16 protein-coding genes and 4 pseudogenes are annotated in these 17,459 nt (G+C 35.9%); 8 read left to right on the forward strand and 12 right to left on the reverse strand.

Features of this window, described 5'->3' with window-relative positions; all coding sequences use genetic code 11:
- Positions 1-36: 36 nt before the first annotated feature.
- Positions 37-684 (reverse strand): hypothetical protein, encoded by a 648-nt coding sequence (locus ACEWFJ_RS16315; RefSeq protein WP_473689245.1) that lies wholly within the window; start codon positions 682-684, stop codon positions 37-39.
- A gap of 188 nt (positions 685-872) precedes the next feature.
- Positions 873-1,709, reverse strand: coding sequence for an alpha/beta fold hydrolase (locus tag ACEWFJ_RS16320; protein WP_473689246.1), 837 nt, complete (start codon positions 1,707-1,709; stop codon positions 873-875).
- Positions 1,710-2,339: 630 nt separating this feature from the next.
- Here ACEWFJ_RS16320 and ACEWFJ_RS16325 point away from each other — a divergent pair.
- From ACEWFJ_RS16325 to ACEWFJ_RS16345, 5 genes are all read left to right on the forward strand, one after another.
- Entirely contained in the window at positions 2,340-2,897 is a 558-nt protein-coding gene (locus tag ACEWFJ_RS16325; protein WP_440603106.1) for an NADPH-dependent FMN reductase, read from the forward strand.
- Positions 2,898-3,101: 204 nt separating this feature from the next.
- Entirely contained in the window at positions 3,102-3,746 is a 645-nt protein-coding gene (gene ycaC, locus ACEWFJ_RS16330; protein WP_098308570.1) for an isochorismate family cysteine hydrolase YcaC, read from the forward strand.
- A 198-nt stretch (positions 3,747-3,944) separates the two neighbouring features.
- Positions 3,945-4,589, forward strand: a complete 645-nt coding sequence (locus ACEWFJ_RS16335; protein WP_098308568.1) for a hydrolase — start codon at positions 3,945-3,947, stop codon at positions 4,587-4,589.
- Positions 4,586-5,179, forward strand: a complete 594-nt coding sequence (locus ACEWFJ_RS16340) for an antibiotic biosynthesis monooxygenase (RefSeq protein WP_098308566.1) — start codon at positions 4,586-4,588, stop codon at positions 5,177-5,179. The genes ACEWFJ_RS16335 and ACEWFJ_RS16340 overlap by 4 nt, the downstream gene beginning before the upstream one ends.
- Before the next feature lie 13 nt (positions 5,180-5,192).
- Positions 5,193-7,028, forward strand: a complete 1,836-nt coding sequence (locus ACEWFJ_RS16345; protein ID WP_336474709.1) for an amidohydrolase — start codon at positions 5,193-5,195, stop codon at positions 7,026-7,028.
- Positions 7,029-7,194: 166 nt separating this feature from the next.
- Here the strand turns inward: ACEWFJ_RS16345 and ACEWFJ_RS16350 are convergent.
- The 6 genes and pseudogenes from ACEWFJ_RS16350 to ACEWFJ_RS16375 form a co-directional block, all read right to left on the reverse strand.
- Positions 7,195-7,275 (reverse strand): annotated as a pseudogene (locus tag ACEWFJ_RS16350) (IS6 family transposase); the annotation flags it as partial.
- Between the two features lie 378 nt (positions 7,276-7,653).
- Positions 7,654-8,532 carry a LysR family transcriptional regulator gene (locus tag ACEWFJ_RS16355; protein ID WP_473689247.1) on the reverse strand — a complete coding sequence of 293 codons (879 nt, stop codon included), beginning with the start codon at positions 8,530-8,532 and terminating at the stop codon, positions 7,654-7,656.
- Positions 8,533-8,585: 53 nt separating this feature from the next.
- A pseudogene (locus tag ACEWFJ_RS16360) lies at positions 8,586-8,795 on the reverse strand (DMT family transporter); the annotation flags it as partial.
- 150 nt (positions 8,796-8,945) lie between these two features.
- The gene (locus ACEWFJ_RS16365; RefSeq protein WP_429719081.1) at positions 8,946-9,392 is read right to left on the reverse strand and encodes a MarR family winged helix-turn-helix transcriptional regulator; all 447 of its coding nucleotides are present in this window, start codon (positions 9,390-9,392) and stop codon (positions 8,946-8,948) included.
- Positions 9,393-9,796: 404 nt separating this feature from the next.
- Positions 9,797-10,987 carry an MFS transporter gene (locus ACEWFJ_RS16370; RefSeq protein ID WP_473689248.1) on the reverse strand — a complete coding sequence of 397 codons (1,191 nt, stop codon included), beginning with the start codon at positions 10,985-10,987 and terminating at the stop codon, positions 9,797-9,799.
- Positions 10,980-11,123 (reverse strand): hypothetical protein, encoded by a 144-nt coding sequence (locus ACEWFJ_RS16375; protein ID WP_429719083.1) that lies wholly within the window; start codon positions 11,121-11,123, stop codon positions 10,980-10,982. Before ACEWFJ_RS16375 ends, ACEWFJ_RS16370 begins: the two co-directional genes overlap by 8 nt.
- A gap of 232 nt (positions 11,124-11,355) precedes the next feature.
- Between ACEWFJ_RS16375 and ACEWFJ_RS16380 the strand changes: the two genes are divergently transcribed.
- Entirely contained in the window at positions 11,356-11,934 is a 579-nt protein-coding gene (locus ACEWFJ_RS16380) for a TetR/AcrR family transcriptional regulator (RefSeq protein WP_473692559.1), read from the forward strand.
- A gap of 609 nt (positions 11,935-12,543) precedes the next feature.
- Here ACEWFJ_RS16380 and ACEWFJ_RS16385 read toward each other — a convergent pair.
- The 3 genes and pseudogenes from ACEWFJ_RS16385 to ACEWFJ_RS16395 all read right to left on the reverse strand — a co-directional run.
- Positions 12,544-13,205: pseudogene (locus ACEWFJ_RS16385) on the reverse strand (YdeI/OmpD-associated family protein).
- A gap of 125 nt (positions 13,206-13,330) precedes the next feature.
- The gene (locus ACEWFJ_RS16390) at positions 13,331-14,299 is read right to left on the reverse strand and encodes a hypothetical protein (protein WP_473689249.1); all 969 of its coding nucleotides are present in this window, start codon (positions 14,297-14,299) and stop codon (positions 13,331-13,333) included.
- A 336-nt stretch (positions 14,300-14,635) separates the two neighbouring features.
- Positions 14,636-14,749 (reverse strand): annotated as a pseudogene (locus ACEWFJ_RS16395) (DUF6262 family protein); the annotation flags it as partial.
- Positions 14,750-14,863: 114 nt separating this feature from the next.
- On the opposite strand from ACEWFJ_RS16395, the gene ACEWFJ_RS16400 reads away from it, so the two are divergent.
- Complete coding sequence (locus ACEWFJ_RS16400; protein WP_473689250.1) at positions 14,864-15,289, forward strand: MarR family winged helix-turn-helix transcriptional regulator; 426 nt, start codon at positions 14,864-14,866, stop codon at positions 15,287-15,289.
- A 3-nt stretch (positions 15,290-15,292) separates the two neighbouring features.
- A complete protein-coding gene (locus ACEWFJ_RS16405; protein WP_473689251.1) occupies positions 15,293-16,063 on the forward strand; it encodes a beta-carotene 15,15'-monooxygenase in 771 nt (256 codons plus the stop codon).
- 461 nt (positions 16,064-16,524) lie between these two features.
- On the opposite strand, the gene ACEWFJ_RS16410 is transcribed toward ACEWFJ_RS16405, so the two are convergent.
- Positions 16,525-17,457 carry a response regulator gene (locus ACEWFJ_RS16410; protein WP_473689252.1) on the reverse strand — a complete coding sequence of 311 codons (933 nt, stop codon included), beginning with the start codon at positions 17,455-17,457 and terminating at the stop codon, positions 16,525-16,527.
- Positions 17,458-17,459 lie beyond the last annotated feature (2 nt).

Raw genomic sequence — 17,459 nt, forward strand, 5'->3', positions numbered from 1 at the left:
AAAACTATTTAACATATTGGTCCTCCTTTTTTAATATTAGCTTGGATTTATTGTAAAAGTACCACCTGAATGATTAACAGTAACCGTACACCATGTTGAAGCATAGGCTACAACCGCAGTATACTTCTTAGTTGCAGTTAACGTAGTATTTAGTCCAGAAGTAGAAATTGATCCAGAATATACTTTACCAACACCTCCACTTCCTACTAATCCATAAGCATCATGATAAACTACTGTTTTTACAGAAGATACTTTACTAGCACCTGCTGTTGTACTAGTTTTTAAGTTAGAAGCACCGAAACTTTGATTTATAAGATTTTGAATATCATCCTTAATTGTTCCACTTACTGTTACTGTAACACCATTAGCTGTTTTAGATCCATAAATAGATTTTGAAGCAAATAAAGATATCCCTGATGGAAGAGGTTGTTTAGCATACATTTCAACAAAAGCTTGATCTTTTAATGAAAACGCTTCTCCCATTTTGTATTCATTATGAATTCTTTCAAAATTAGAAACTACTTCTTCCTGAGATAAATTTGATAATTTCTCTTTATACGCTTGTTTTTGATTTTCTACAGTTTGATCATGTGAGAGGTTTGATTCAGCATTAGCCATATTACCAAACGTAAAACCCAAAGTTAAAACAAACGGTACAGTTAGAGCTAAAATTTTTTTAAACAAAACAAATTCCCCCTAAACTAGTAGATTATGTAACTTTCTATCATATTATAACAAATATACATATATTTGTTATAATGATATTATTTAATTTTTTGACAATTATATGTCTTAAAAGGAGGAGAGGAAGCAACCGTGACGTGAAGTGCAAAATTCCCATCTTCTATCAGTTAACAACTATTCATTTGTAATCAGTCCTTTAAAAATGATAGCAGTGCTTCATTAAATTCTTTGGCATGTGTTGCATTTAATCCATGTGGACCACCCTTTATTAAAGCTACCTTAGAATTAGGAATTGCTTCATGTGTTAGCTTCCCACTATATTCAAATGGAACAGTTGCATCTGAATCACCATGAATAACAAGGGTAGGTATATTAAACTTAGCTAAATCTTCTCTGAAGTCCGTTTTGCTGAAAGCAGCGATACAATCTAGCGTTCCTTTAGGCGATGCACCCGCTGCAATATCCCTATTGTAAAGTCGGAATGGTTCACTGACTAAGTCAGTTCGATCTCCAGCAGCAAAAAATCCTCTCGTAAACTCATCAAGAAATGCTAGGCGATCACTTTTTACTCCATTTTCAAATCCTTGAATTGCTGCATCATCTAATACTCCCTCAGGATGATCTGCTGACTTGTAAAGAAATGGTGGTACAGCTCCTGCAAATACAGCCTTCTCTACTCTATTTGTTCCATAGTTTCCAATATAGCGAGCTACTTCTCCACCACCCATTGAAAATCCGACCAGTGTGACATCTTGGAGATCCATATGCTCTAGTAACAGATGTAAATCAGTAGCAAACGTATCATAGTCATAACCGTTCCATGGCTGAGAAGATTTCCCGAACCCTCGACGGTCATAAGTTATGACTCTGTATCCAGCCTCAACGAGAGCAGGAACTTGGTATTCCCAAGACCGACCACTTAATGGCCAACCGTGAATTAATACTACTGGCTTCCCTGTACCATGATCCTCATAATATAGCTCAATGGGTGTTTGATTTTCGGTTCCTACAGTAATTTTTGCCATTCTTCTACCTCCAAAAAATATTCTAATATATATCCTTTTCTTCAATAATCCGGATGAATCTCGTAACCTGTTTATGCACGTTTATGTTGTGGACTCTAAGCATGAAACTCTATTGTTCCGATGAATTCATTTTCTGTTTTTGTAACAATTCCCCATCTAATACCTTTTTCATCATGAAATAATTGCTGAACATTCCTCATATTCAATTCTAATAACAAAAATAGGTGACTATCAATATTGTTCTATCTATAGAATGTATAGGTAAAACCAATCAATTTTATGGTAAAAATAACTATAGTTACCATCTATAGAAATTATAGATAATTTAGAATTGATTAATGAATTGGTTTTCAAATACTATAAATTTGTATAGCGCTTCATGTTCTGTGAATGCTGCTATAACTAATATAACGAAAGGAGGAATTTAAAATATTTCATGCCAATTCTCCATTTGTCATAGCTTGAAAAACTCGAGCCAATAATAAGAAAATTAATGAGAAATCCTTACGTCCTAGGCTTTTTGTAGTAAACACTTCATTAAATAGTCTAAAAATTAGGTATAAAGCTACCTCTCTTAATTTAGTATACTATGGCACAATTGGTTGATTTTATAAAAAAAGGAGGAAATATATGACTAAGACCATAGGCCTTATTTGTGGTAGTTTAAGAAAAAACTCTTATAATCGAATCATTGCTCAATCATTAACAGGGATGGATGATTCCCATCAATTTCGTTGGATCGAGATAAATGATCTACCTTTGTTCAATGAAGACTTAGAAATAAGTGTTCCAGAAACAGTGACATCATTTAAATCTGCTATTCAGGACGTTGACGGTATCATTATTGTAAGTCCAGAGTACAATTCTGGAATTCCAGGCGTATTAAAGAATGCATTGGACTGGGCATCAAGACCTCGGGAATCTGCTGTTCTTAGCAGAAAACCAGTTGGTTTAATTGGTGCAACTCCTGGGGGATTAGGTACTGTTTATGCTCAAATGCAAATCAGAGAAATACTAGAAGCCATGCAAGTTCATGTTCTTCCATTTCAAAAAGTACTGATTTCCCAAGTACATGAAAAGATTGATTCCGATCAGAAAGTACTTACTGACGAACAAACAAAACGTTATCTTCAGCGTTATTTACAACAATTTATAAATTGGATAGATAAAGCTCCTATTTTAGATTAATAAAAGGAGATCAAGCATTTAAAAAAATTAGTCTAACTATTTTTCTGATTTTTAAGAAAATTATTGACGTGTCATAAGCTTATAGATAAATTAATTTTAACGGTCAGTTTAGTTATAAACTAATCGTAAAAAACGAAGAAATTTATGATAATATTCCACTTTTAAAACTTTCTTCGATTACTTAATTTTTAGGAGGAATACATAATGTCTGATCTCTATTCTCGTATTAACAAAGATGATGCTGTCGTTCTTTTAGTAGATCATCAAACTGGTCTTATGTCCGGACTAGTACGTGACTATGGTGTTGATGAATTCAAGAACAATGTTTTAGCTCTTGCTCACACTGCTAAGTTTTTTGATTTACCAGTTATTTTAACAACAAGCTTTGAAAACGGACCTAACGGACCTTTAATGCAAGAATTGGTTGATCTCTTTCCTCACGCACCAAAAATAGCTCGACCTGGACAAATTAACGCATGGGATAATGATGATTTTGTAAAAGCAATCGAAGAAACTGGAAAAAAACAACTTATCATCGCGGGCGTAGTTACGGATGTTTGCGTTGCTTTCCCGGCACTTTCCGCTATAAAAGCTGGATATGAAGTATTTGCTGTTACTGATGCTTCAGGAACTTTCAGTAAACAAGTTGCAGATGCTGCCAATACGCGTATGGCACATAGTGGCGTGCAACTTATGAACTGGTTTAGCGTAGCGTGCGAATTACAACGCGATTGGCGCAACGATGTCGAAGGTTTTGGCAATTTGCTTGCTAGTAATCTTCCAGGTTATCAAAATATAATTGGAAGCTATATGGGAGCTCAGCGAGATCTCAGTAAACAAAATGCATAAATTTATTCCTAAGAAATAGCTATAAATCACTTTTTTAAAAGTGGATAGTATAAATTTAGCGCTGATTTAATCAGCGCTCCCTTTTAAATTAAGAAGTATAGTAAGCTTTTATTTTTACGATTACAGCTGAAATTAACAGAAAATATAATTGTTTCAAAAAACCTCATTTGAAACAATTCAAAAAAGGAGTGTTTTATTATGAGTAATTTAGAATTGTTAACCCCGGAGAACAGTGCATTAATTTTGATCGATTTTCAGCCTCAAATGACTTTTGGGGTTGCAAGCATTGACAGACAAACATTGATTAATAACGTTATGCTGCTTGCTAAATCAGCAAAAGCTTTTAACGTACCTACTATTCTTACTACAGTTGAAACACGCAGCTTTTCTGGTTATTTTTGGCCACAAATTCTTGACATATTACCAAACCATGAAATTATAGAACGTAGTTCAATGAACTCCTGGGAAGATTCAAAATTTGTTGAGGCAGTTAAAGCAACAGGTAGAAAGAAATTGATATTTGCAGCACTTTGGACTGAAGTTTGCCTTGCATTCCCTGTGCTTGAAGCAATTAAAGCTGGCTATGAAGTTTATGCAGTTGATGATGCTTCAGGTGGTACTAGTTTGACAGCACATAATGCTGCTATGCGTCGTGTAGAACAAGCTGGAGCAATTCCAGTGACAGCAATTCAAGTTTTACTTGAATACCAACGTGATTGGGCACGCAAAGACACTTATGATGCTGTTATGGAAATTGTAAAAGAACACACTGGCGCTTATGGTCAAGGCGTGGAATACGCATATACTATGGTACATGGGGCGCTTCCAAGCAGGAAAATATGAAACAAGAAAGAGTAACTGTCGGAGAAACTCATACAGGGAACACGATGGATGCTGGCGGTGCAGTAACAACGATTGTTACATGGGAAATTCAAGAAGGTAGAGAAAAACAGTTTGAAACATGGAGACATGAAATCGAAGCTGCCGCTACTAAATTTCCAGGGCATTTAGGCGTAAATCTAATAGTCCCCAATAACGGATCCAGGGAGTATACTGTTATTTTTCGCTTTGATACGTATGAGCATCTACGTGCTTGGCAAGAATCAGATATTCGTCGAGATTTGTTAAAAAAGGCAGAACAATTTCAAGCTACTAATCCAACTTACAAAACTGAAAGCAGTTTGGCTTATTGGTTTGTTACTCCGAAAACGCCAGTTCCACCGCCAAAATGGAAAATGTCTATTGTTACCCTTCTGGGTGTATGGCCTCTTAGCATGTTGGTTCCTAAAGTGATAGGACCTATTATAAAAAATATGAATCCTATTATGTCAGCTTTTTTTGTTTCTGTATGTATAGTGTCCTTACTATCATGGGTAGTCATGCCGATTCTCGGTAAAACATTTCATCCATGGTTACAGAATAATAGGAAGTAGATGAGGTGTGAACATGAATTTACCGGATATGATCTTATATAACGGAAAAATCACTACCCTTGACCCATCTCAACCTGAGGTATCGGCTATCGCCATAACTGATGGTTTAGTCACTGCAGTAGGTGGAGATGAGCTTCTTGATAGTGCCACAGAAAAAACCAAAAAAATAGACCTTAAAAGAAAGAGAGCTATTCCGGGCTTGAATGACTCTCATATACACGTTATTCGTGGAGGTCTTCATTATAATATGGAATTGCGCTGGGAAGGTGTGCCATCACTTGCTATTGCTCTGGAAATGCTCAGAGAGCAGGCAAGGCGTACACCTGCTCCTCAGTGGGTAAGAGTAGTTGGAGGTTGGTCTGAATTTCAATTTAAAGAGAGACGGATGCCAACTTTGGAAGAGATTAATGCTGTTTCTGAAGACACGCCTGTCTTTGTGCTACATCTTTACGATAGAGCACTTGTAAATCGTGCAGGGCTGCGTGCACTGGGATACACAAAAGATACCCCAGACCCTCCAGGCTGTTTAATTGAGCGGGATAAACGAGGTAATCCAACGGGGCTTTTAATTGCCAATCCTAACGCTTCTATTCTTTATTCAAGTTTGGGTAGAGCTCCAGTACTTAATTTTGACGACCAGATTAACTCAACTCGCCATTTTATGCGCGAATTAAATAGATTAGGTATTACAAGTGCCATTGACGCAGGTGGTGGGTTCCAAAATTATCCTGATGATTACAAAGTTGTTGAACATTTAGCCGAGAAGGAACAATTAACTTTGCGTATTGCGTATAATCTATTTACGCAAAATCCAAATCATGAATATGAAGACTTTGCTTCATGGGCAAAAATTGTTTCTCCGGGTCAAGGAAATGATAAGTATAAAATGAATGGTGCCGGAGAAATGTTAGTATTCTCGGCAGCCGATTTTGAAAAATTTCAAATGCCGCGGCCCGAACTAGCTACGGTGATGGAAGCTGACTTAAAGAAAGTAATTTCTCTATTGGTGGAAAACCGTTGGCCATTCCGTTTACATGCAACTTATGACGAGTCAATAACACGTTTCTTAAATGTTTTTGAGGAAGTCAACAGAGAAATTCCTTTTAATGGTCTACGCTGGTGGTTTGATCATGCAGAAACAATCTCAGATCGTAGTATGGAACGTGTTAAGGCTTTAAATGGCGGTATCGCCATCCAAGACCGCATGGCTTTCCAAGGTGAATACTTTGTTGATTTATACGGAAAAGAAGCTGCAAAGCGTACTCCTCCGATTTATCGTATGCTAGACCTGGGTATACCTGTTGGCGCCGGTAGTGATGCAACCAGGGTTTCCAGCTATAACCCTTGGGTTGCTCTTTACTGGATGGTTGCCGGAAAAACCATTGGTGGTCTTTCGATATACGATGAAAAAAATAAACTTGACAGAAAAGTAGCCCTGGAACTATATTCCAAAGGAAGTGCGTGGTTCTCTGGTGATGAAGGTAAAAAGGGAACCCTTGCAATAGGTCAGTTTGCTGATATTGCTGTATTGTCTGCTGACTACTTTACTGTGCCGGAAGAAGAAATCAAAGACCTTGAATCATTACTCACCATTATGGGTGGGCAGGTTGTTTATGGAAATGATGAATTTAAAAATTTGTCACCTGAATTGCCGCCAGCATCACCTGATTGGGCACCGACGGGAGTTTATGGTTATGGTGGTGCTAACCTAGCCCACAATATACTTTCTCACGATGCCCATGATCACAAGTTACATAGTTGCAGTAACCCTCTCCATCAACACACTCATACCGTAATAGGAAAAGATGGAACTAAATGGGGTATTGGTTGTACTTGCTTTGCTTTCTAAGTCAGAACCACCGGTCTAATGCCGGTGGTTTTCTTTCTACAATAAGGGTTTGGGGCCGAGGACGGACCCAAATAGTAATGGTATTAAGATCATAATGGTAATATGGGTTCTGGTGCAAATAATATGTAGATTCGAAATAGCGGTGTATTCCTAACGGAATCTATTACTATACGGCAAGACCGAAGAGTTGATTGATTAACTTGATTTGTTTTTGGACAGACTTCTCTCCTTGCAAAGTCTGTCCTTTTTATATCCGCTATCTTAATCGCCTATTTTATACCAAGGGATGCAAATAAGAAACCTGAAGGATTTGTTTTCTCTTGTTTTATTAAAATTGGAGTAATATTTAATAAAAAAGACTTACCTATTTGCTATATTATTTCAACAGTGCTCTTTATTTCACTAGTTGGCTATTATACAACCCTAGAACGTTATCTAAGTGGTCCTAATTTTGGATTAACCCACTGGCAAATACTATTGATTCGAGCTCAAATCACTGTCTACCATGACTCCTTTATGACGGACAGATACAGTTCCTTCTATTTTAATATAGATCTCATCCCAAGATTTATAGATTATTTTCAATTTTCCTGAAATTTTCGCACTAGAATCATTATTGTTTCTATTATACTGATACTTTTTCAGGATCATTTAACTTCTGCATAAAGATACGTGCTGCAAAACTTAAAAATTTATCATCAAAGTGAATAAGATTAATATCTTGACTTGGTGTTGGATCAACAATACGAACTATGCTCAAAGAATCATTATTAACAAAATCAACCAGTGAGAGTGGTATTATGGCAACCCCATGTCCATTGCATACAAGACTCAATAGAGAAATAGAAGATTTTGTTTCTATATTTGCTTCAGATAAAGATAACCCTAAATTTTCACAATATATCTTAATTGATTCACGACAACTGCTTGAAGCCATTATTCTACTCAGCCCTACTAATTCTCGAAAAGAAATAAATGATTTTTCATTCAAAGGATGATTTTTTGGAATCACAAGGACGAGCTCTTCGCTATACAAAAGAGTGCTTGTTAATGTGTCTGGAGTTTGAAAACTACGTGTGATCCCTATATCAATATTTTTTTCAACGATTTGATTTACAGCAACTTCTGATTCTATGATTTTTACTAAGATGTTGGGATACTGTTGTTGAAATTGCGTAATATAAGGTGTTAAATAGGTGAGGTCCTCTAATAATCCTCCTATAGTAATCACACCTCTTTTCACACCCTTTAATTCAAAGATCTCATTATGAACCTCATCAAATAGCTGCATGATAAATTTACCTTTATCAAATAGTAACTTACCTGCTTCTGTAATTTTGATACCTCTTCCAACTCGATGAAATAAAGGTGTATCAAGTTCACCTTCTAACACACGTATTTGTTGACTTAAAGTCGGCTGTGAAATACCTAGAACTTCCGCAGCTTTAGTAAAACTACCATTATTACAAACTTGAATAAAATACTCTAAATGACGTAGTTCCATTGTTGACACCCACCCTCAGCTTTTATTAAAGATTCACTCTTAAAAGAACACTTAGCCCCTGCACTATATAAGTAGAGCGGGATTCCTTTATGAATCTTAATTTTTAATTTCCTCACTAGTAAAATGATAATAACCGCAATCAATCCAACAATGTGAATAAGAACGCTGGCTTTATAGTTTCCTATAATTTCTGATAAGATGCCGTTTAATGGGATTATAAGTGCGATGAGAGCACCAATAAGTGCGGAAAGTAATTTATACATACCGCTTCTCCCTTGCATTTTTAAGGTTAATTTATCATGATTGGATTAACGAGTATTATGACATATGTCATAATCCAGAGGGGATTTTTTACTTTTATTTAATTTATATTTAAGTAGGATATTACTAATTCGAGATATATGTTCAAAAATTTATAGTTCTTGCGCATAATATCCTAATTTTTTCAACTGTTCGATTATCACTTTTTTCTCACCAGAGTCCAAACCACCAAATATTTGCCGAATCGACTCTTTATGCTGAGGGAAAATAGTATCCATCAATTCAATACCTTCTGAAGTAATTGACGCATACGTGACACGGCGGTCTTTAGGACATGGTTTTCGTATTAAGAACCTCTTCTTTTCCAACTTATCAACTACATACGTGATACTGCTACTTGCAAGTAATATTTTGTCTCCAATTTTTTGTATAGGCTGATCGCCTTTATTGTATAGTAACTCAAGAACTGCAAATTCAGTTGGATTAAGTCCATAACTTTTTATATCTTCTTCAATACGCTTTGTGATTGACTGTACTGCTCGTGATAATATAACAAATAACTTTAAAGATAAATTCTCATCATTATTAATCACACTCATAATCATCAATCCTTTGTAAAATATTTCTAATTCGAGATTAATTATATGGTCGTCAAAATATTATGTCAATAATTCATTTTAGTTTTATCAAACCACTTATAATTTATTTCTCAACATGAGACGTATGGAATCGTAATAAATCAATTGGTAATATATAGACATCTCAATTGCGTTATTTCTTTTAAAGAGAGCTTGTTTTCTGACACAAGCTCTTTTTTTATCATAGTCTGCATAGAATTCAGACATATTTTACATGGTGAGTTTTGTACCTTTACAGCGATAGAGACAAAAAATCTGGTTCTGGTGCAAAAACCTCAAAACAATTGCAATTAATCTCTAAAGCTTGGACATACCAAAACTTAAGCAGTCAGACGAATCCTGACTGCTTAAGTTTAATTAAAGAACTATTTCTCTGTGGCAAAATAAAGCAGTGCTATGATTGGAAAAGCGATTCCCATCCATAATGCTGCACCCCATCCACCTGAGGCGTATGCCCATCCTCCGATAGAGGATCCAACAGCACCACCCAAAAAGAAAATAGCCATGAATAATCCGTTTAATCGACTACGAATTTCTGGCTCCAAAGAGAAAATCAAACGTTGACTAAGCACAAGGTTTGCGGATACTCCCATGTCCAACAGAATAGCTGCAACTACTAAAACAGCTATTCCAACGGGCGAGCTACTCCGAATCATGAGTGGTAGTAATAAAGAAACGATAACAACAGCGAGAGCTATCCCAGTGGCAATCCGAGTCCATCCGCGATCAGCTAGACGGCCACCTACTGGCGCAGCTATCGCACCCGCAACTCCGACAAGCGCATACAGTGCTATATCTTTCTGAGAAAAATGAAAAGTAGGGCTAGACAATAATAACGGAACAGTAGTCCAGAATAAGCTGAAAGTCCCGAATACACACGCATGATAAATTGCACGACGGCGTAAGATCGGGGTAGTTCGCAGTAGTTTCCACATTGAACCAAGTAAGGCCGTATAGTTTGTGTTTGCCATTGGCCTCCTAGTAGGGAGTACTTTTGATAATATGATCGCTAAGAGAAGAATTACTGCCGCAGACAAGGCAAATATTGCATTCCATCCCCAAATGTCAGCTACTAGGCTTGATATCGGACGCGACAGCATGATACCAAGTAACAGACCACTCATGACATTACCAACAACGCGGCCGCGTGTAGCTTCTGATGCAAGGTATGACGCAAAAGGTACGAGGACTTGTGCTGCGACCGATCCCAATCCGATGAAGAATGAAGCTACTAGGAAAAGAATGCCGTGTTTCACAAATACTGTGGCAGTCAGGGCGACTGTACTTAGAAGTAAAGATATAACTACTAGCTTTCGGTTTTCAACAATATCTCCTAAAGGCACAAGAAATAGTAAGCCGACAACATATCCAATTTGAGTTAGCGTTACAATCAATCCAGCACTACTAGTAGAAAGCCCAATTGCAGAGCTAATTAACCCAACCAAGGGCTGTGCATAATAAAGATTAGCTACAATGATACCACATGCAGTTGCTAGAAGTATGGTTAACCCCGTTGAAATATCTTTATCAATTGTTTGATTTTTTAAATTAGACATAGTTAACTCCTCCTATACCATTATCCCGAAGTTCTTGGATCATCTTGGCAAATGCTGCCGCAGTGTCAGACGTCATTTTACTAAATTGAGTCTGAACTGCATCCAACTCTTCTTTCAAGACTTTCAATTGTGCCATCTCTCTCCTCTCCTTTCCCATGTATTATTGTAATAAGTTCTTGTGGAGTCTTAGGCTTAGTTGCATCAGTTAACATTGTAAGATTTTTTAACTTTTAAATACTAAACGTTTAGTTCATTAATTAAAACAAATAATATACTAAACGTTCAGTTTTGTAAATGGGTTATTTTATTTTTTATTCAAATTAAGTATACTAAACGTATAGTTTATATTTTTGGAAGGAATGATTAATGTGCAAAGTAAAAGAGGTCGGCCGCGTAATGTCGAAACGCATAAGTCTATCCTTTCCGCATCCTATGAGTTATTGTTGGAAACGGGCTTTAAAGCGGTCACGGTCGATAAAATTGCAGATCGTGCTAAGGTTAGCAAGGCCACGATTTATAAATGGTGGCCTAACAAGGCAGCCGTGGTAATGGATGGTTTTCTTTCTGCTACCGCTGCCAAGTTGCCTGTGCCTGATACGGGCTCGGCATTAAATGATATTCTAATTCACGCCACGAGTTTAGCCAGGTTTTTGACAAGTCGGGAAGGGATCATTATTACGGAGTTAGTAGGCGAAGGGCAGTTTGATTCAAAATTGGCTAAGGAATATCGTACCCGATATTTTCAGCCCCGGCGACTCCAAGCAAAGCATCTTCTGGAGAAGGGAATTCAGAGAGGAGAATTGAAAGAAACTCTCGATATTGAATTAAGCATCGATCTCATTTACGGGCCGATTTTCTATCGTTTGCTCGTAACTGGCGAAAAGTTGGATGATTCCTATGTACATCATTTGGTGATGAATGCGTTTGAAGGAATCCGATTGACCTGAATAACATTCGAACAAAAATTTATTTACCACGAAATTGCCGATTCTCCACTCTCTCGATATAAACCGTCATGACCTTTCATCACTTTAATATAGCTGAGCGATATCGACCACCGGAGAATCGAAGAGCACTTTTTGAATCTATACCTGACCGATAAACTGGGTTTCCAACCATATTAATGAATTGGATAGTGTGAATTTAGAGAGTATTGAGGAGCATTATATTATACGGATACAAATTTATCTTAAGTTGACGGGCATGGGGTACCGCCAACATTTCGGAAATTTTGTACGCTAAGCGAATTTTAACCTAAAAAAAGTCGAATTCCTGTACGCTAAGGAACCGACTTTTTTAGATTGGCTTGTTCAACTAAAGCATCCGTTAGTTCAAGAAAAGTGTACCTTTCAGCAAAAAGCCAAAGGGTACACTTTTGTGTGCAGTATTTTTCTTTTCTTAACTGGTAATGCGTAAGCCTGTTATACGATAGTTTGTTTATACTCTATGAATCATTTTTTTGTTCTTTCATTTTAAATTATTTGATTGAGTGTTACCTGCGATCCAAAAAGAGTTCGAATGAACGCAAAGTGAGACAATATCTTAAAGTTTGATTATTATTTTTTCTTATCCAATGACTTGTGTGAGCCGTCACAGTTGGGCTGTTTTTGAGATAGCCCACAAGTACAATCATTTAATCCCTTTCCATCGAGAATTTTCTGGATATATTTTTCAACCCTTGACTCTCGAGTTTTGGATTGTTTGGGTTGAGAAAAATAAAGAATGTATGCTCTTTGCCGTCCCGGTGTCAATGATTCAAAAGCAGTTTTAAAAGGAGGCATTTCATCGAATTTATTTTGAAGTTCTTCAGGAATTATGAATTCTTTATGCTCTTTCATTTTCACTTCTAAACCGGCTTTTTCAACTTCAATGGCTTCATAAATATAGGCTTTCAAGATGGTTTCCATTTCAACTATTTCTTGAACATTGGTGAACCGAATCTGGCGCGCCGCCTGTATATTCTCCGTTTGTTGGATTAGAATCCCATGGGCATCCTGTAACAAGGCACCTTTGTGAAACAGAAGCGCACAATATTCTTTAAATCCATGTATTAAAACTATGTTTTTTTCTCAAACGTGTAACAAGGGTGCATCCATTTAAATTCTTCGGTTAGCTCACAGTCAAGAACGATATTTCTCAACTTCTCATATTCTTCCCTCCACTTTTTGGCTGCATTTAAAAATTCATCAACCTTAGGATTCATTCTACTATTTGTCATCAAGGAACACCCCTCTGCAATTTTACAATCAGCTGACAATCAAGAATGATCATTCTCAATTCCCCCGATTCTTTCTGTAACTTTTTGGCTGCATTTAAAAATTCATCAATCTTGAATCATTTCAGTCATTCAAATTGTGACGATTGGGCAATTACATACCGGAAATTTTCAAAATACGTTTCTTTCAATTGCTCTACTCGTCGTAAATGGTCGTAGAAGCTATGGGAGAATTTAAATACATGACCATAATCCCAATCTTGCTTACTATAGTCCTTTTCCCAAAATTTAATCTCAGTCGGAAGTTCGACCGCTCGTTTTGCTGGCTGCAAAGGCAGGCGGTCGATAGGCGAAACCAACTTGATTGAATCCTCATATTTAACGTTCCTACTACTCCGGAGGACTTTAATCAACTTAAGGACAGGCAGTAATCCTCGCTTGAAAAACGAGGTATGCCCAAGGTCAAACAAAATGTTTAACGCATGTGAAAAAGTTAACATGTGGCCAATCAAATCATGATGCGATTCGGCTCGATAAATGATTGGGAACTGGGCTAATTCTTCCAGAACGAGTAAAGAAAGCTCATTCGGTTTTGATATGGGCGGAAATCCGTCCTTGTCTGTAATGGCCATCCTTTTTACTTGAGAAACAGAAAATCCGATCCATGATCTTCCCGGAATTGTCCTTTCAAACGATTGAATGAGATCGGTTATTCCAGCAATATCCTCAGCACTCCCCCAGCCTTCCAGTTCATTAATGGCCAACAAACTCGCTGCGGTGTATATTACATTATGACCAACCCAATGAAGATGATCGATCGTTTTATCGAGTGCTTCAAGTATAGCCCATACGGAACTTTTCTCATCGCAATAAGAACGGTTTCGTTCGCTGTTCCTCTCAATTACCTTATTAGACATCGCTCCGGCTTGAGTAAAGACAAGCTGAGCAAGTTCCTGACTTAGATTGTGATTATTTTTAACAAAAAAATAACTGCCGATAGATGCCGCGCCATAATGAGCCCGCCAAATGTCACCTGTTTGTTTTTTGCATAACGAGATGATCGCTAACCCATTTTCCAATATGGATGTATTTAACATATTATCCAGCCTTCCCATATCTCGCTTGTTCAATATTAAGAGAAATTGCTGCTACAATCCCTAAATAGCCCCTCCCCATTTAGAAAAATAATTTATCTGTTAAAATACTATAAGATTAATACCAAACATTGTTAAATATGACTATTTCAACAAACATAGGTTGAATTTCTTGTTCAACTATCCTGCTCCGTTAGTTTAAGTACATTCCTTCACAATATCATCCAATATATTAACATAAATATCCAGTTTTCTTTAAAGGTGTCGTTCAATTATATGTCCCGATTGTGGAAAAACAAGAGATTTTTTGTCCCACTAAATAAGATCTGCCTTATCAAACTAGAACTTTTTATAAACCTCTGCGTATGCAATTTTCAATTGCTCACGTAATTTTTTATTTTCTTCCTCTAACTTCTTATCCTTACGTTTAAGCGATTCAATAAGAGCCTCCTTTTATTATACAATAAACGCGAGAACATTCTGATTATTAACATTTATTCTATGTACTTTTAATTTAGTTCGTTTTATAGTTAAGTTAACTTAATTATTAAGCGAGGTGTTTTATATATGAAAAATGATCTTATTCAACAAATTAACAGTTTACAAAATCATTTAAACGTTCAATTAGCAAGTAGATTTGAGCATAAAATTGATAATCAACTTACAGCTAAGCAAGTTTTATTATTAGAGCTAATCCGGATAGGTATCACTTCAACGAAAGATTTAGCTACCCAATTGAATATTTCAACGAGTGCAGTTAGTCAGCTTCTTAATAAATTAGAAACAAAAGAATACATTACCCGCAATATTAATAAAGAAAATCGTCGTGAAATCATATTAAAATTGGCGATAAAAGGCGAGCGATATTTCGAAGAATTGCAAATGCTCGAAGATGAAATCAATCACAATGTTTATGGACAGCTACCCTTAGAAGACTTGAAACATTTGGTCCGTATACTTGAAAAATTAAATACGATTGTAAAAGAGGAATAATCTATGTATGTGATTAAAAGGGGAAAGTACATTTGGTTATTATTGCTTTTCGCTATTTTTTGTAGTAATTATATGCTCTATCACACGCAAATAGGAAATAATCTTCTCCCACCAGAAACAAATATGGTAGTATTAGGGTCATTATTAGACCTAATTATTATGTTGCCTTTATTCTTTATGTTGTATAGCAAGAAGTTTTCTGTAAAAACAGCGATTATTTTATCAGCGACAGGATGTATATTAGCTAGGTTTCTAATTCCAAATCATCTTTTAGAACCATTTGTAGCTATTACTTGGGCTGGAATTGTAGTAGAGGTTGCGTTAATCATCTTTGAAATTATATTAATTGTTACATTTGTTCGTTACATGCCAAAAATCGTGAGAAAGGTGAAAATGAGCAAATTACCGGTAGTTTTTTCTTTCCCACATGCAATTGATGAATATGTAAAGAAAAATTCAATTATCCATGTGATTTGTTCAGAGGTGATGATGTTTTATTATGCTTTCTTCAGTTGGAAAAAGGCGCCACCTACAGGTATAACACTGTATAAAAGTTCAAGTTACATAGCATTTCAAATGATGATGATTCATGCAATTGTTATTGAAACATTAGGTTTCCATTGGTGGCTTCATGATAACTCGATGGTTATTTCGATCATCTTATTAGTTCTTAATATTTATTCTGTGATTTTTTTCTTAGCGGATATTCAAGCTATTCGATTAAATCCAATTTATATAAACAACGAATCTATGTTCTCTCTCTTGGATTATTAAAGCGTACAGAAATTCAATTTGAAAATATTGAGTGTATTATCGAAGATCCAGCGATTCTAGAAAGTAAGTTATCGAAAGATACGATTGACTTTATTGTACGAGATTTTGAAAAAGTTTATCCAGACATGATTTTAAAAATGAAAAAACCTGTAAGAGCAACACTATTTATGGGAATTCAAAAAGAATATTCACAAATAGCTATTCGTTCTGATAACCCAACACAACTTAAAAAAATTGTTTTAAATAAAATGAAAAGTAACTAGTTCATTAAACTATCAATTTCATCTGTGAATCCTTCTTGAAGAAAACCAAAAGAGCCTTGCTACATAAAAAATTGTAGCAAGGCTCTTACTTTTTCAGCTGAAAATCAAACGACTTTATTATCTCTATATTATTATTGTATATACAAAGATGTTTGCTACAAACAAGCAAACATCTTTTTTCTCAGAACAATATTCATTTTAGTCTACTTCGGTCAACCGCTTTGCTTCAAAATATAATACTTGAATAAATTTCTTCGTATTAATTCTCGTATGTCCAGATGGGGCTGGTTCATCTTTTGTCAGTTCTGTCATACGTTTTCGTATAATTGTAAAATCAAAAAATTTCGGAGCATAGCTTTCAAACTTCGGATTTGAAAAATCTGTTAAACCGAGAGAAGCTAAATGATTTAACGATTGATAAATCGCTCGGCGTACTCGTTGTTCAGAAGCTTTTCTTTCTTTATCAATCTCCGCTTCCGAAGCCGTTTCTCCTAATTTTTTAACAGTAATATGGTGAAAAATATCTTTTAATGCTGGGAATCCATACTCAAAGGTTTCTTTCTTTTCTTGCCCAAATAAATGTTCTAACATACTCAGTAAATCTTTACTTCCGTTCTCTCCGGCAATTCCGAGTTCCGATAATAAATATTGACCCGAATCAATAATTTTTTTCTCTTCTAACTGTGGTTCACTTCGTAACCCAGGCTTCTCCCACTGAAATACATTATTCAATGATTTTTGAATATCTTGAATGGATCGTTCTAAACGAATACGTTCTATTACTTTTCGTACAACTGACACAACTTCAATTTTATTAAGAGGTTTTGTAATATAATACTCTACCCCAAGGGAGTAAGCTTCACCAATTAATTGCTTTGATTCTACTTGAGAGATCATAATCACTTTTCCAGCAAATGACGGGGCAATGTTTCGAACAGTTTCAATCCCATCTCGAAGGGGCATTAATAAGTCAATAAATAATATATCTACTTTTTTAAAATTCAACTGATCTCCTTCTATGAAAGCTCCATCTTCTGCTTCTCCTACTATTTCTCCAAGGTCTTCATCTTCAATGATTTGTGATAGCATAGAACGAAATACTTCGTCATCATCTACGATGTAATAAAACATCC

Source organism: Bacillus sp. EA-CB0995 (assembly GCF_055814245.1).

Coding starts and splice junctions, on each gene's coding strand:
- ACEWFJ_RS16320 (WP_473689246.1), bottom strand. CDS start 1,709: ATGGCAAAAATTACTGTAGGAACCGAAAATCAAACACCCATTGAGCTA.
- ACEWFJ_RS16325 (WP_440603106.1), top strand. CDS start 2,340: ATGACTAAGACCATAGGCCTTATTTGTGGTAGTTTAAGAAAAAACTCT.
- ycaC (WP_098308570.1), top strand. CDS start 3,102: ATGTCTGATCTCTATTCTCGTATTAACAAAGATGATGCTGTCGTTCTT.
- ACEWFJ_RS16335 (WP_098308568.1), top strand. CDS start 3,945: ATGAGTAATTTAGAATTGTTAACCCCGGAGAACAGTGCATTAATTTTG.
- ACEWFJ_RS16340 (WP_098308566.1), top strand. CDS start 4,586: ATGAAACAAGAAAGAGTAACTGTCGGAGAAACTCATACAGGGAACACG.
- ACEWFJ_RS16345 (WP_336474709.1), top strand. CDS start 5,193: ATGAATTTACCGGATATGATCTTATATAACGGAAAAATCACTACCCTT.
- ACEWFJ_RS16355 (WP_473689247.1), bottom strand. CDS start 8,532: ATGGAACTACGTCATTTAGAGTATTTTATTCAAGTTTGTAATAATGGT.
- ACEWFJ_RS16365 (WP_429719081.1), bottom strand. CDS start 9,392: ATGAGTGTGATTAATAATGATGAGAATTTATCTTTAAAGTTATTTGTT.
- ACEWFJ_RS16370 (WP_473689248.1), bottom strand. CDS start 10,987: ATGTCTAATTTAAAAAATCAAACAATTGATAAAGATATTTCAACGGGG.
- ACEWFJ_RS16375 (WP_429719083.1), bottom strand. CDS start 11,123: ATGGCACAATTGAAAGTCTTGAAAGAAGAGTTGGATGCAGTTCAGACT.
- ACEWFJ_RS16390 (WP_473689249.1), bottom strand. CDS start 14,299: ATGTTAAATACATCCATATTGGAAAATGGGTTAGCGATCATCTCGTTA.
- ACEWFJ_RS16400 (WP_473689250.1), top strand. CDS start 14,864: ATGAAAAATGATCTTATTCAACAAATTAACAGTTTACAAAATCATTTA.
- ACEWFJ_RS16405 (WP_473689251.1), top strand. CDS start 15,293: ATGTATGTGATTAAAAGGGGAAAGTACATTTGGTTATTATTGCTTTTC.
- ACEWFJ_RS16410 (WP_473689252.1), bottom strand. CDS start 17,457: ATGTTTTATTACATCGTAGATGATGACGAAGTATTTCGTTCTATGCTA.